Annotated in this window: 10 protein-coding genes; 4 read left to right on the forward strand and 6 right to left on the reverse strand. The window is 38.1% G+C overall.

Annotation, left to right across the window (positions count from 1 at the left end):
* Positions 1-176: 176 nt before the first annotated feature.
* The 5 genes from M301_RS10555 to M301_RS10575 form a co-directional block, all read right to left on the reverse strand.
* The gene (locus M301_RS10555) at positions 177-590 is read right to left on the reverse strand and encodes a BLUF domain-containing protein (protein ID WP_013148768.1); all 414 of its coding nucleotides are present in this window, start codon (positions 588-590) and stop codon (positions 177-179) included.
* A gap of 404 nt (positions 591-994) precedes the next feature.
* Positions 995-1,792 (reverse strand): EAL domain-containing protein, encoded by a 798-nt coding sequence (locus tag M301_RS10560; protein WP_013148769.1) that lies wholly within the window; start codon positions 1,790-1,792, stop codon positions 995-997.
* A gap of 168 nt (positions 1,793-1,960) precedes the next feature.
* Positions 1,961-4,501 carry a bifunctional diguanylate cyclase/phosphodiesterase gene (locus M301_RS14280; RefSeq protein ID WP_013148770.1) on the reverse strand — a complete coding sequence of 847 codons (2,541 nt, stop codon included), beginning with the start codon at positions 4,499-4,501 and terminating at the stop codon, positions 1,961-1,963.
* Positions 4,502-4,538: 37 nt separating this feature from the next.
* A complete protein-coding gene (locus tag M301_RS14285; RefSeq protein WP_013148771.1) occupies positions 4,539-7,649 on the reverse strand; it encodes an EAL domain-containing protein in 3,111 nt (1,036 codons plus the stop codon).
* Positions 7,650-7,855: 206 nt separating this feature from the next.
* Positions 7,856-9,313, reverse strand: a complete 1,458-nt coding sequence (locus tag M301_RS10575; protein WP_013148772.1) for a sensor domain-containing diguanylate cyclase — start codon at positions 9,311-9,313, stop codon at positions 7,856-7,858.
* Between the two features lie 914 nt (positions 9,314-10,227).
* Between M301_RS10575 and rpoH the strand changes: the two genes are divergently transcribed.
* Complete coding sequence (gene rpoH / locus M301_RS10580; protein WP_013148773.1) at positions 10,228-11,085, forward strand: RNA polymerase sigma factor RpoH; 858 nt, start codon at positions 10,228-10,230, stop codon at positions 11,083-11,085.
* A gap of 91 nt (positions 11,086-11,176) precedes the next feature.
* Here rpoH and M301_RS10585 read toward each other — a convergent pair whose 3' ends face one another.
* Positions 11,177-13,147 carry a dynamin family protein gene (locus M301_RS10585; protein WP_013148774.1) on the reverse strand — a complete coding sequence of 657 codons (1,971 nt, stop codon included), beginning with the start codon at positions 13,145-13,147 and terminating at the stop codon, positions 11,177-11,179.
* Between the two features lie 196 nt (positions 13,148-13,343).
* On the opposite strand from M301_RS10585, the gene M301_RS10590 reads away from it, so the two are divergent.
* The 3 genes from M301_RS10590 to M301_RS10600 are packed head-to-tail and all read left to right on the forward strand — an operon-like array spanning position 13,344 to position 15,111.
* A complete protein-coding gene (locus tag M301_RS10590; RefSeq protein ID WP_013148775.1) occupies positions 13,344-13,721 on the forward strand; it encodes a gamma-butyrobetaine hydroxylase family protein in 378 nt (125 codons plus the stop codon).
* Positions 13,722-13,736: 15 nt separating this feature from the next.
* Entirely contained in the window at positions 13,737-14,501 is a 765-nt protein-coding gene (gene ubiE, locus M301_RS10595; RefSeq protein WP_013148776.1) for a bifunctional demethylmenaquinone methyltransferase/2-methoxy-6-polyprenyl-1,4-benzoquinol methylase UbiE, read from the forward strand.
* 1 nt (position 14,502) lies between these two features.
* A complete protein-coding gene (locus M301_RS10600; protein WP_013148777.1) occupies positions 14,503-15,111 on the forward strand; it encodes a ubiquinone biosynthesis accessory factor UbiJ in 609 nt (202 codons plus the stop codon).
* The last annotated feature ends 28 nt before the right edge of the window (positions 15,112-15,139 follow it).

The raw sequence follows: 15,139 nt of genomic DNA on the forward strand, positions 1-15,139 counted from the left end.
TTAGCATGCTAACAATTTCTATTGTTTATGACTTTAAGGCATTAAAAATCTGTATTAGAGTGATTTGATTAAGTATTAAATCTAATCTGCCTTTAGTAGATTTAATACTTTTTCTCAATTTACCTGAAACAATTAAAAGGGCCGAAGTTTAAACTTCGACTCATTTACATCTTAAATTAGTTTTTAAAAATTTTAAGTAGCGTAACTGCGGGCGATGCTGAGCCAATTTTTCGATCTGTTTTTGCTGCTTCAATCACCTCAACTAGCTCATCATATTTGTCAGCTTGTCGATCATCTAGATTAGTCATATTCATAGTCCAGCGTGTAAATGTACGGAATTTTGCTGGTTCGTTGTATATGATACGGGAGTTTTTATGACGTGGATCTTTCTCAATTTTAATGTACAGTTTGGATAAGGTCTCTATCGGCCCCTCTAGTACTTGCAAAAACCAACCGCCGTTATAAAACAGGCTTCCTGTCACATCGATTTTTGCATTATTTTCCTGAGCTGTAGTATGAATTTGAAGCAGCTCAGAGTTGGACATCTTGCGTGTAGCTTGACTGATATAGATTAATTGATTGATTGACATAACTTAGTCCATATAATTAAAAGATGATTAAAGATTTATAGCACTTACAACATAACTAAAAATAAAAAATATAGCCGAAATAGAAATTTAGTGTGTTAATTAGCTTGATAATTAATTAACATAATTAATACAAAATCAGGCACATTAAGATCAACCCCAGTAGAATTTCTGATTAAGAGTTAGGATGCGTTTGATGAATACCATCCGACCGAATCAACAGTTTAATCCAAGAATAATCATAACTATGCCCACAAATTTTCTTAGGATCTTCAACAGACTAAACTAGGCTGAAACCGTTCAAGAAATCATTCTCAATTAACATAATAATATTAATATAAAAGAGTATTCTAAGAGGGGCTAATACTCCGTTGATGCAATCAGATATTAGTCTTTTAGTAGTTTAATCACGTATCACACCAAGATTTTGGGTCAACTACTCCTTTTGCCATAAAAGCAGGCTTACAAAAAAGATATCCTTGAAAAAGATTAATACCAAAGTCAACTAGCACATCTCTTTCAGCTGTGGTTTCAATTCCTTCGGCAATTACTAGTACATTCAATTCTTCACACATACGTGTCACAGCTTTAGTGATAATGCGGCGAGACTTACTTGTATCAAGATCGCGAATTAAATCCATGTCGATCTTGATAATGTCAGGTTGAAAACTAGCTAATAGGTTTAAACCAGCGTAACCTGCGCCAAAATCATCCAGTACAGTTTTAAACCCTAATTTCTTATATTCATTCACAATATTTATAAGATGTTTTGTATCTTTAATTATTTCTTGCTCTGTAAATTCAAAAATAATGTTATTTGCAGGAAAGTTGTATTTTTTTGCAGCTGCTAATGTAGTGCTTATACATAGTTCAGGCCTATATACGGCATTAGGCATAAAATTAATTGATAACATTTCCTTAAGCTTCAATTCGGCTGCAGATTTAACAGCCTTGACTCGACATGCTTGATCAAAACGGTATGTGTTGTCGTTATTTACTTTACTTAAAATAGTATGTGCGCCTTCGCCATTCGGACCTCTGATTAATGCCTCATGAGCAAATATAGCCTTAGTACTAACGTCCACAATAGGTTGAAACGCATATTCAAAGTCAAAATCTAATTCGATAGTATTTTTACAGCCAACACATGAATGTGACACAGCTTTAGATTGTTTATGTATATGGTGCGTTGAGAGGTGGCTCATTGTAAGACTCTAAGTATCGAGGTAAATAGGTTATAAAAATTCATATATTTAAGAAAAGTATATGACAAAATACAAGTCTTTTAAACGATAATGAAAAGGAGTAATTCAGCTTAATTCCATGAAGACTAACCTAAAATTAACAGCCTAACCGGTTGGATTTTTTGGTAGTTAGTGTGTTGAGTCAATAAAATTCTTATTTCTTTTCATAAAGTAGTTTTCAAATTCTTTAGGGGCTAAGGGTTTACTAAACCAATAGCCTTGACCATAATCACAACCCGCAGAAATCAATAACTCAAGTTGCTCTTCAGTTTCAATTCCTTCAGCAATCACCTTTATTCCTAACTTATGTGCCATTTCTATCATAGTTTCACATAATGTTAAGTCTTCAGATCCTGAAGATATATTGCTTATAAATGATCTATCAATCTTAATATAGTCAATATCGTATTTTTTTAAATACGTTAATGACGAATACCCTGTTCCAAAATCATCAAGTGAAATTCCAATATTTGCTTCACTATATTTCATTAATAAATTCTTGATGGAGGCGTCTGCGTTTAAAACTAAGCCTTCTGTAATCTCAATCACTATACTTTCGCCTGGAAGATCTAACTCCCTTAAAAAATCAAACCATTCTTTAAAGCCCTGTCTTTTATGGGTAAACTGTACTGGTGATTTATTAATACTAATTTGAAAATTATGAGCCAAAATATTTCGCCAGCACTTAACTTGATTACAGGCTTCATAAAACACCCAGTCACCAATTTCTACAATTAAACCAGTAATCTCAGCAATTGGAATAAACTCGATAGGACTTATTGCACCGCGCTTTGGATGTTGCCATCTAATTAAAGCCTCTGCTTTATGAATAAATCCAGTCGATAACTCGACAATTGGCTGATATACCAAGCTGAATTGCTTTTCTTCGATCGCAACACGTAACTCATTCGTAAGTTGTAATCGATTTTGGGCAGCTACTTGCATATCGGATGTAAAGTAGCTATGACGATTACGTCCTTGAAGTTTTGCCTGATACATGGCTTGATCTGAATTTTTCAACATATCCTCAGATAAGTTAGTATCGTCAGGATAAATTGTAAGACCTATGCTGACTGTCAAAAAGATCTTATTTTCTTCCAATTTGAATGGTTCGGATAATGCTTTTAATAGTTTTTGTGCGACTACTTCTGCGGTATTATTATCCTTTAAATTACTGATAATTATAGTAAATTCATCCCCACCTAATCTAGAAACTGTATCAATATCTCTTACGGAATTTATTAAACGTTGCGCAACTTGTTTCAGTAATTCATCACCTGCGCTATGACCAAGAGTGTCATTGACCTCTTTAAAATTATCTATATCTAATAAAGCTAAAGCAAATTTTTTACCGTTTAGAACTGCGCTTTTAACTTCATGTTCCAGTCTGATGTTGAAATAACGACGATTAGGTAGCTGGGTGAGTGCGTCATAGTTTGCCTGAAATTCGATTGTTTGCTCTGCTTTTTTGCGTTCTGTGATATCAGTAAACGTAACTAGGATTCCTATAACACAAGTATCTGTATCCTTTAATGGAACCTTGCTTGTTTGTAACCACCCAGACTCCCCGTTAACCTTTTTAAAAGGCACTTCATAATTGAGTTTTGAATTACCCGTTCTGATAACTGTATAGTCGTCTTGACTATATAGTTCATTATACTCAGTGAATAAATCTTCACTCTTTTTACCTACAATTTCATTAATATGACTTAAGCCTACATCTTTTAGAAATAATTTATTTGCTCCTAAAAAACGTAATTCTCGATCTTTCCAAAAAACTCGCACTGGTACATTATCTATGACTGATTGCAACATGCTTTCAGAAACTAGAAGCTTTTCTTTGAATGCCTCCAAACTCTCAAATGGAGCGCGAACACTGCTAATGAAAACCACACGGTAAATTAACAAATAAGCACTAATTTTATATAGGTGGCCTAAAAGTTGAAAAATATCTGTAAAGCTATGAAAATTAACAAAAGATAGCTCGCTAAGTATCGTGACGCATGAGGCTCCAAATAGACTATAAATATCATATCGAGGCATCTTTTCCTGCCTAGTGCTTTTGTAAAACAAAAATGCCGCGATTGATAGTAAGCCTGAAATTATATATTCTGAACCAATCTTGAAGGCTGTTAAACCACTACCTTCTACAAAAGTTCTTGGCCAAAGATCTTGATGATAAATACCTAGCCAAGCGGTCAAGAATGTTACTGAAAGACTTATTCCAATAAAAATATATGGTGAACTCTTTTTCTGAAAAGGTTGCCATGGATTCACTGCAACTGTGAGCAAGGTTATTGCTGCTATTAAACGCGCTACAAGCCAAAAGTTAATGGTTTTTTCTGGACCTGATGGAGTAATGAAATCTGGCATTCCGGTAAATGAAAGAAGATGTAAAAAGTCTATCAATCCAACGCTTAGCAGACCACATGCTAAGATAATTAAATTACTATCCCTTTCAACTTTGTAAGAGTTCCAAGTGACGCCAAACACAAACATGGCAACCATGATTGAAAACATCTCACAAGTAATATGTATCCATAATGGCATAAATTTAATTTGCGACATTGATGGCGGTTGAGGCATTAACCATAAGATTATGAATAAAATAGCCATGCTTGCTATACTGGCATTTATCAGTTTTTCGCTGACTTTAGATTGTTTAGCCATGTATTATCAATCTCAATACAAACATATTTTTTAGCCTCTAGTCTATCTGCGTAGCAGCAGACTTTAAGATTTGCATTTTAGTTCTAATCAAATAATCAAATTCATCAATCTGAACTGGTCTACTGAACAGATACCCTTGGTATTGCACACAGCCATTGTCCAACAAGAATTGCTTTTGTTCATCAGTTTCTACACCCTCAGCAATGACGTCAATGCCCAAGCTATGTGCCATAGTAATGATAGTGCGCACAATCGCTGCATCACTTTTATCAGTGGCAATATCACGTACAAAGGACTGGTCTATCTTCAATTGAGACAATGGGAGCATTTTGAGATATTGTAATGAAGAGTAGCCTGTACCAAAGTCATCTAATGAGAAAATAACTCCTATTTTGCTAAGCGCATTCATTTTGGTAATAATGTCATTGATGTTATACACCAACATACTTTCTGTCAGCTCCAGTTTAAGATACGTAGGATTAACATCATACTTTTGTAAGGTTGCCTTTACTTGATCGACAAAGTCCACTTGAAAGAACTGCTTGGCACTCACATTGACAGCGAGCAGCAGGTTTTGAGTAAGTGGGATCTGTTGCCATGTTTTAAGTTGGGCGCAGGCCGTGTCAAGTACCCATTGCCCTATCTGTAAAATCAGCCCGGTTTCTTCGGCTAAGGTAATGAAGTTATATGGAGGGATCATGCCGCGCTCTGGGTGTTGCCAACGGATTAAGGCTTCTGCTCCAAATGCTTGTCCAGTGCTAGAAACTTGAATTTGATAATGCAATTGGAATTGTTGTTCTTGAATGGCTTTACGCAGTTCGTTTTCAAGATCAACACGTGCAGCAATAGCTTCTTGCATTTTTGGGTCGAAGAAACATAGCGTATTCCGACCTTCGTTCTTAGATTGATACATAGCAATATCAGCTTGCTTTAACAGTTCGTCTATCTCCAGCTCATGACCAACGAACAATGTAGCTCCTATACTGGCAGTGTTATGGTAGATATTTGTTTTAAGTTGATAAGGCTGATTGAGTGTAATAATCATTTTTTCAGCGATATCTTTAGTTTGAGCTGCTGCTTCAAAGGCATGTTCGCTTAAGTCAGCTAGCAGCACAACAAACTCATCTCCACCGAAACGAGCTACAGTATCACCTTCACGAATGCAGCTCGTTAATCTACTGGCTACTGCTTGCAAGAGTGTATCTCCAACATCATGTCCGAGCGTGTCATTCAGTTTTTTAAAGTGGTCCAAGTCCAGAAACAATAATGCGCCTCGGCGACTACTTCGGGCACTGCTAGCTAAAGCCTGTTTAAGTCTATCTAAGAGCAAGCGTCGATTGGCTAAATTAGTGAGCGTGTCATAGAGTGCTAAAATGTTATTTTTTTCTTCAGCGGCCTTGCGTTGAGTGATATCAGTCCGAATAGAGATGTAACTTTTTGGCTTGCCGTCATCTGCCATAAAAGGAGTAATTGTTGTGTCTACCCAGTACAAGTGACCATCTTTAGTGCGATTGCAGATTTCATCATGCCAAGGTTTACCAGTTGCTAATGTCAGGTACATTTCTTTGAAGAACCCTTTTGGATGATAGCCAGAACTCAATATATGGTGATCTTGGCCCAATAACTCTTCTTCAGTATAACCACTGATTTTACAGAACTTAGAATTAGCATAGGTAATGATACCCTGTACATCTGTCACAGATACGATGGCATGTTCATCGACTGCAGACTTCTGGTATTTAAGTTCGGCTAAAGATTGTTTGGCAGATAGTTCGCTTATACTAAGTGCAAGCTCAGCTTGTTTGCGCTCAGTAATGTCTCTAAGCACTGCAAAATTAAACTCTTTACCGTTAAGATTGATATAGTTTGCACTGACCTCGACAGGGAATATACGACCGTTTTTTGTACGGTGTCGGGTTTCAAGTGATATTGATCCGCGCCGACTGAGGTCTTCAAAGTGGGGGGTCCATATGCCTGGCTGGTAATCAGGGTCTAAGTCAAAAATTCTCATCTGCAACATCTCTTTTAGGGAGTATTCGCGCTCCATGCATGCAGCAAGATTCACGTAGAGGATATGACCCTCTCGGTTAATCCAAAATATGCTGTCATGAGCATTGTCAACGCTGAACCTCATCATCTCTAAGGATTCTTCAGCCTGCTTACGTTCACGATGGCGTAAGTAAAGTATATATCCCAATATACAGATAAATATCAAAACAATAGGCATGAGGTATTTCAGTAAATCAACCACCCCAATTTCTTTCAACTCATATACACCAAACCATTTGTCATATAAGTTGTTATAGACTCCATTGGCTTTGGTAACCGCCAGACCTTCATCAATTTTACCTAATAGTTCTGATTGACCTGTATGAACTGCAAATGCAAATCTTTGCGTGAATCCAGCCTTAGCTTTTAACGCTTTAATATTATCCAGCTTAAGTGAATGCAAAGTCTGTAGACCAACGACTTTGTTGATCAACATAGCATCGTGGCTACCAGAGGCTAACATTTGCATACCTTCTGCCGCAGCCTCTACAAACACTAACTGATTATTCCATCCTCTTGACGTAGCATAGTTAGCCTCGACATCGTCTTTCATCATAATGATGGATTTGCCTTTAAGGTCAACCTCGGAGTTGATATTTGATTCGTTATTACGAACAAAGATACCTCCATTAAAAACAGAATGTGGTACAGAAAAGTCCGCATATACGTGGGCCTCATCGGTGACGTTGAGGTTTATCAGGACATCAATCTTTCCTGATTTAAATTCATCAAGTAACTGGTGGAAAGGTAAAACACGAATGTGGTAATTTAAACCGGCTTCTGATGCAACTGCTTTCCACAACTCAACGGTAAAGCCACCAGCAGACTCATCACTCATGCCTGTAGCAAAAGGCGGGAAGTCCTGCTCGCTTCCAACGATGAGGGTTGCTTTTTGTAATTGATTTACTGGAAGAGGTTTTTGTACTTTAAAACTGGTTGGGAGATTTTGTATGAGCGCATATGCGATGCTATTTACAAATAATGAGAGAATTAATGCCATTAGGAAACGTAGCATTTTTTTGCACATCTGTGCTTTAGCTGGCCGGCACAATTTTTCAGCAATTCGAGCATCTAATTCTTGAGTATTTATAGTGCTCATTTATGAATCATTTCAGATTGTCTAAATTCTTTAATAATTAAATGCACTATTGATAATAATTATATCGTAGTGTCCTTACCAAGAAAATAATCAATAAGTAATCAGTGGTTTTATGCGTCAATTCATCAATTTAGAAGAACTATATGTATTAAGGTTTTTATGCTCAGCTTTTATATCATTTAAAGGTTCTAGTTATCTATTCTAAACTAAGCTAGTAAAGCTCGATTTCTTCCCTGCTCTTTAGCCTGATATAACGCATCATCAGCCATTTTAACTAAAACATCAGACTTCTGTGAGCCCTGTGGCGTAATGGATGCCACACCTACACTGACTGTCACATAGCCAAAAGTAGATAATTCGTGAGGTAATGCAAGGCTATGAAGTGCCTCACAGATTTTCCGTGAAATCTCAAGAGCTTGATCACCGCTAATTGCCGGTGCTATAAATACAAACTCTTCACCACCGTAACGTGCAACCAGATCACCAGTACGACATAAATTAGAAGCAAGAATATTGCTAACTCTTCGCAAACATTCATCACCTGCTTGATGTCCATAGTGGTCGTTATATCGCTTGAACCAGTCAATATCTAGCATCGCAAGAGCTAGAGGTTGGTTTGCCCTTTTTGCTCGCATCCATTCGATTTCTAACACATCATCAAAGCTGCGGCGATTGGCAATACCAGTTAGTCCATCAGTTTTGCTTAGCCCCTCTAGCTTGTGATTAAGTAATTGCAACTCATCAGTTCGTTTAGAAACACGATCCTCAAGCTCACGTTCATTATCGCGAATACGAGATAGTAGTGTAGCGAAACCCATACTTGCGATACTGAGTATTGCTATAAATTCTTGGGCGTGCAAAATGGTCAAAGATATTGATAAATTACCGAAAGGATTTCGCCCTGCAGTAATTACTAATGCCAAAGCAAAAGAGACAATAAACACTGCAATAGCAGTACATTTTAAATCTGTACGAGCGGCTAAGTACAGCATAGAGGGAAGCAAAAGTGTCGGGGTAATTACTACCCCTAAAAAGAGACCATTTTCGCCAAACGTTAGCATTAATAGCAAAGCAGTACTAATCACAGCAACTATTAAGTCAATCCGAATCAAGGGCTTAATTGGCTGGGATTTGTAATAAAGAAGGGATAATAATAAAGGTATTCCAATTATCAAACCTAAAGCATCACCGAACCACCAAACTTGAACTATGGATAAATACCCTCCAGTATCGACTCCAAAAAATTTGATAATTGCGGCACCAATAAGAGCTCCAATTAGCGACGCAATAAACGGTCCTGCCACAATAAATTTGATGACATCTTCTAGCTTATATAGCGAAGGAGACATGCTGACTTTACGCATAATAAGGTAGGCTAATGTTACTTCGATAGTGTTAGTAACACCCAACATTAGCCCTTCATACCAAGGAAATGTAGGCACATCAGCAGCAATTTCAGCTGCTATCGCAAAAAGTATGAAAACCCAGTAACGCTGACCACGATAATAGAGTAATGCTGTTAAAGTAAAAGCATTAGCTAACCAAATAATCACGGTGCCTTCAGGTGTCATCGCTAAACCTAAACAGAGCTTAACACTGATGAAATAGGCGAGTGGTAAGAATAGGTAACTATAGAAGCTGGGAGTTGGTATGGACTGTTTCATACATTACTTAATCGCTAGAATTCTAGTGTAATTCTGTAGTTTTAATTTGACTAGTCAATTTAGGGTTCCAAAGCTGGCAATTCAGTCTATGGAGCCCTAGAAGAAATCGTATTCCATTATCAAATCGGCTCCTTAATGAAGATAATATTTTTTTCATACTTAGTCTACGAATTAATAAAGAATTTAATTTATAACAACCGGGGAGAAATCTACAAATATCTATCAAACTCAAGTAAATATTGTAATCATTTTTGAAAATATTCATTTGTTAATAAGAAGCATCTTATTAAGCCAATTTTATGAATATGCTAAAGTCGAAGAAATGATCTTCACTGTTGCATTTATGAAGTATTCTTAGCTCTCACCCTGGATTCGAAAAACTAGATTTATTAGAGTAAGACTAACACATCCTGAAAAGAATACATTAATGGACAAGCTAATTAGGCTGCATGCTCTGGGGCAAGTAATATTTTTAGACAAAAAAGTAACTTCAAAAGCCACTTCTTCCAAATAACTTCTAGGAATATCCGCCTCCCCTGATAGTAATTAACTATAACTTTTTTCTAAAAGTATTAAATTAAACAAATGTCTGTAAAGGGCCCAGACCTGTCGGTGACTTCTTATTTTACTTGCCACAAAGCTGCTGTTCATAACTTATGCATAGACTTTAATTAGCACTTTGTTGGTGTTCGCATGATATGCAGTCTTTTGAATGGGTAACTACTAATAAGGCATTGATACAAAATTTCAACATTTAGTATCAATATTTGTCGAATATACCTATCAAAAAAAATCATATTTAGTAACCAACTTTAATGCCACAAAACATATTTCACTATAAATTGAACCATTTAGCCTCTAGCACTCTAATAGCAAGAGTGCTAATATATTAGCTATTGGAGGAAATAAGTTCAATGAGTAACGCATTAACATTACCAGTATTAACAGCATCTGACAGTCTAGAGCATTATTCTAGGGTGATTAAGGCATATCCTGTTCTGTCCGCAGAAGAGGAGTATTCACTTGCCGTAAAGTTTAGAGCTGACAATGATTTAGAAGCTGCGCGCCAGTTAATTGTCTCGCATTTGCGCTTAGTCGCCAGCATCGCGCGTGGCTACAACGGTTACGGCCTACCACAATCAGATTTAATTCAAGAAGGTAATATCGGCCTGATGAAGGCAGTAAAACGCTTTGACCCAGAGCGCGGTGTACGCTTGGTGTCTTTTGCGATGCACTGGATTAAAGCTGAAATGCACGAATATATTGTGCGCAATTGGCGTATGGTAAAAATTGCGACAACCAAAGCACAACGTAAACTATTCTTTAATTTACGCAGCATGAAAACTGGCTTAAATAGCTTGCAGCCTGCTGAAGTCGCGCACATCGCTAAAGAGTTGAATGTCAAACCTGAAGAAGTGTTGGAAATGGAAGCACGCTTAAATGGTCATGAGATTTCGCTTGAAGCAAATATTGACGATGATAGCGATGAGCAGTACAGCCCGATTGCATATTTGCCAGATGAAGGTTTAGAGCCGCTAGAAGCTTTGGAATCTAAGCAAATTGAAATAGCTGAAACGACAGGTTTAGCTAACGCGCTTCAGAACCTGGATGACAGAAGCCGTCGTGTTGTTGAAGCGCGCTGGTTACAAGATCAAGGCGGCAAAACATTACATGAGTTAGCAGATGAATTCGGTGTTTCAGCTGAGCGCATTCGCCAAATTGAGCAAAAGGCTATGCAGAAAATGAAGAGCTTAATGTTAGCTAGTCGTTAATTTTAGTTTTTAGTAAGAGTTAAATAAAAAAAGGCTGCAATGCAGCCTTTTTTTATTTAACTCTTATTTATATCAACGAGAATTTACTAAATTACGCAGCCATTTCATTTTCCACCGGCTCAAATGCCAGTGCGTTTTTCATGTGCATACGCAATACTTTCAGATCATCTAACTGCGCTTGAATGCTCTTCTCAATGGCTTCCAACTCTAAAATACGATCTTCTAAAGTATCCGTCGCTTTATAAATGCGTTTAATACTTTCTAAACGACGGCGTAATTGCAATTGATGCTCACGGACTTGTGATTCCATTGGCGAAATCACTGCTTTTAGCCAATTTTCAATGTCACGATTTGCCACTTCATACACATGAATCACACGGCTAGCCAACGTTTCAAAGAACTTGGTGGTGAGCGTCATTTTTTCATTGGCAATCATATTAAATGCAGTGTTAAATTGCTCTTTGTATGCTCGCTCTAATTTAGCCAGTTCTTTTTGATAGCGCAATGTTGAGAAAGCTGGCGGGTCGGACTTGCGCAGACCATGCTCTTTAGAGAACTTCTCATACATCACATCCATCATTTTCTTAATTTCATCTATTTGAGCATCAGATGAAACTAAACGTGTTTTCAATTCACTGAAGAAATTATCCATCGCATCACGAATAGTTTTAGTGAAACTAGCCCCTTGCATGGTTTCACGAGTGGAGTGCACATGCGTTTTAAGTGCTTCCATCCCTAAAAGCGTGAACAATCGATTGGTATGCTGAGAGAAAATACTACGCAGGGCTTGAAAACGTTGTAAGCCTTTTTCGAAATTCTCTTTATCAACCTTCACCTTGTTCATCATGTGCTCTACAACGTCTTCATTCTTGCCGCGCAAACCGCGCAACTCGAGCAACTGATCATTGATGCCTGAGATACGCGCATCTAAAATTAAATGCGAACTGGCAATCAAATCTTCGATTTCATTTTGCGTATTATCACGAACGATTTCTTTTTTAGAGGGAATCAATTCGTCAGACAAGGCACGTTCCAACTCTAAAATACGACTCTTTTCGAGCAATTCTGGGTCATTGTTAACCTTAGCTAACAAACCCTTTTGTGCCGAAATAGGGAAGATTTGGTTTGTTTCTAAGCCCAATAAATCTGCACTGGATTTGATTTGCTTAGTCAGTTCTTTTTGAATTTCTTCTTCGTCTTTTAGCTCATCCCAAAGTCCGTCAATTTTATTAAGTACAGCTAAACGGCCTTTTTGCTTCCAGCGCGTGCCACTAATATACTGGCGCCATACGTCAATTTCCGACTTAGTAACGCCAGTGTCAGCAGCCAAGATAAACAACACCGCATGGGCATTTGGCAACATATTCAAGGTTAACTCAGGCTCGGTACCTATCGCATTCAAACCTGGTGTATCTAAAATAACCAAACCTTGCTCAAGTAGCGGGTGCGGGAAGTTAATCATCGCATAGCGCCAACTTGGCACATCAATAGTGCCATCTTTATTAACGCTTAGCGCATCATCTGCACTGTTAGGATCAAACAAACCATATTTTTCTGCCTCTAATACTGACACGGCTTTAGTATTGCTCACCTCTTTAAAAGCGCTGACCATGCTTTCGTTTGACTCAATGTCAAAGGTGACTGTCTTCCACTCTTCTGGATAACGTTTGTATTCTGTGGTGGTGGCATCAGATAAGCGCGTTTCAATTGGCAACAGCATAATTGAACTTGGTTTGGTTTTATCGTACAGTAGCTCTGTCGGGCACATGGTGGTACGACCTGCGCTTGAAGGCAACAACCTTGTACCGTAACCTGCAAAGAAGATTGCATTAATGAGTTCGGATTTACCACGGGAAAATTCCGCCACAAACGCAACGTTCAATTTATCTTCACGAAGTCTATCTAATAGATGCTGTATACGTTGATCAACTTGTCCGTCATTGAGCTCTTGCTCATTCAACCAACTCCGATAATCAGAGATAGTATCAACCAAGGCCTTGCGCCACTCGGTATATGCTGCAAATTGATTTGCCAGTTTGCTATTAGATTTTTCTTGAGCCATGTCAATCCTTACCTATTTTTACTTATTAGAACTTTATCATTATTTATATAATAATCAACCGAATCAATTAACTATTATTTACATTTAAAATAAAATTTAGATAGACGGGCTAAATTTGATGATGAACGGCGCACTGATGCATCGTCATCAAGCCATGCCATTCTGTTATCATCTTATTTTACCTAAAAGAGTCATCATGAGCGGCTTAACCAACAACACTCCTCGTCCAATTGACATTCGATTGCACCAAGCTTCGCGTCTGTTAGAAATCAAATTTGATAACAATATGGAATGCCAGTTATCTTGCGAATTTCTACGTGTTTACTCTCCTTCGGCGGAGGTAAAAGGACATGGTCCTGGGCAAGAAGTATTACAAGTTGGTAAAGAAGATGTGAATATCACAGCTATCGAACCAGTTGGTAATTATGCGGTCAAGCTTACATTCTCTGACGGTCATAATACAGGTTTATATTCATGGGACTACTTATATGACCTGGGCCGAGACTATGAAGCGCTTTGGCTAGAATATTTAGGCAGATTAAGCGCTGCTGGTATTAAACGCAAAGAAAGTTAATACGGATAACGTTAAATGACGACTGAACACAACATAAATCAAGACGGCAATCAAAACACACACTTTGGCTTTAAAACCGTTGCTGAAAATGAAAAAGCAAAAAAAGTAGGTGAGGTTTTTCATTCTGTGGCGAGCAAATATGACCTGATGAACGATGTCATGTCAGCAGGCTTGCATAGAGGTTGGAAGCGCTTTGCTATAGAAATAAGTGGTGTAAAAGCAGGTGATAAAGTGTTAGATATTGCGGGTGGCAGCGGCGATTTATCCAAGTTATTCGCAAAAAAAGTTGGTGCTGACGGCCAAGTCATACTGACCGACATTAACGCCTCCATGTTGGCTGTTGGACGTGACCGCATGCTGGATGCCGGTTTAAGCGTGCCAGCGTTACAGTGCGATGCAGAAAAACTGCCCTTCCCCGACAACCACTTTGACTGCGTAATAGTCGCGTTTGGTTTGCGCAACATGACACACAAAGATAAAGCCTTAGCAGAAATGCAGCGCGTGCTTAAAGTGGGCGGTAGATTGCTGGTACTTGAATTTTCAAAAGTGTGGCAGCCGCTTTCTAAAATATACGATGTATATTCATTCAAGCTATTACCCTTTATGGGCAAAATTCTCGCTAAAGATGCAGAGAGTTATCAATATTTGGCTGAATCTATCCGCATGCATCCAGACCAAGAAACGCTCAAGCAAATGATGACTGATGCAGGCTTGAGCAAAGTCGATTACTACAATCTTGCCGCAGGGGTAGTTGCTTTGCATAAAGGTTATAAAACTTAATATGCTCAAAGCACTTTCAACGCGTTTATTGCAACATCTCATCTCGCAAAATAGTTGGGCGAGTAATCTGCTAAAGCCATTTGCAGGTAGATCTATACAGATTAATGTGAGCTTTATCTCAGCTAGTTTAGTGATATTAGAGAATGGCAATTTAGCCATGGCGGGTGAAACTAACGTTCCCGATGCCAAAGTGACGATTCCTCCAAGCTTACTTTTACGGTTGCTAGCTAAAGACGAAACTGCAAACAGACAGATTAACATTGAAGGTGATACTCAGCTAGTCGCAGAGTTAGCTAAAGTATTCTCAAATATGCGTTGGGATTACGAAGATGATTTAAGCAGTTTGATTGGCGATATTCCTGCAAATAAAATCGGTACATTTGCACGCGATGCAGCAAACTCAGTAAAAGAAACCAGCATCAATCTGGCAGAAATGTTGAGCGAGTATTGGCAAGAAGAAATGCCACTTATAGCCAAAAAGCGTCATGTTGAGCAGTTCAATGCGGAAGTTGATATCTTAGGTGCGGATGTCGCACGCTTTGAAAAGAGGCTAGCCAAGCTGACCAAGAGCATCAAGGCAAATTTAGACAACGGTCTACTAAAAAACTAAACAAAAACAGCAATGCTGTAGATAGCAA

Source organism: Methylotenera versatilis 301, assembly GCF_000093025.1.
GTDB classification, from domain to species: domain Bacteria; phylum Pseudomonadota; class Gammaproteobacteria; order Burkholderiales; family Methylophilaceae; genus Methylotenera; species Methylotenera versatilis.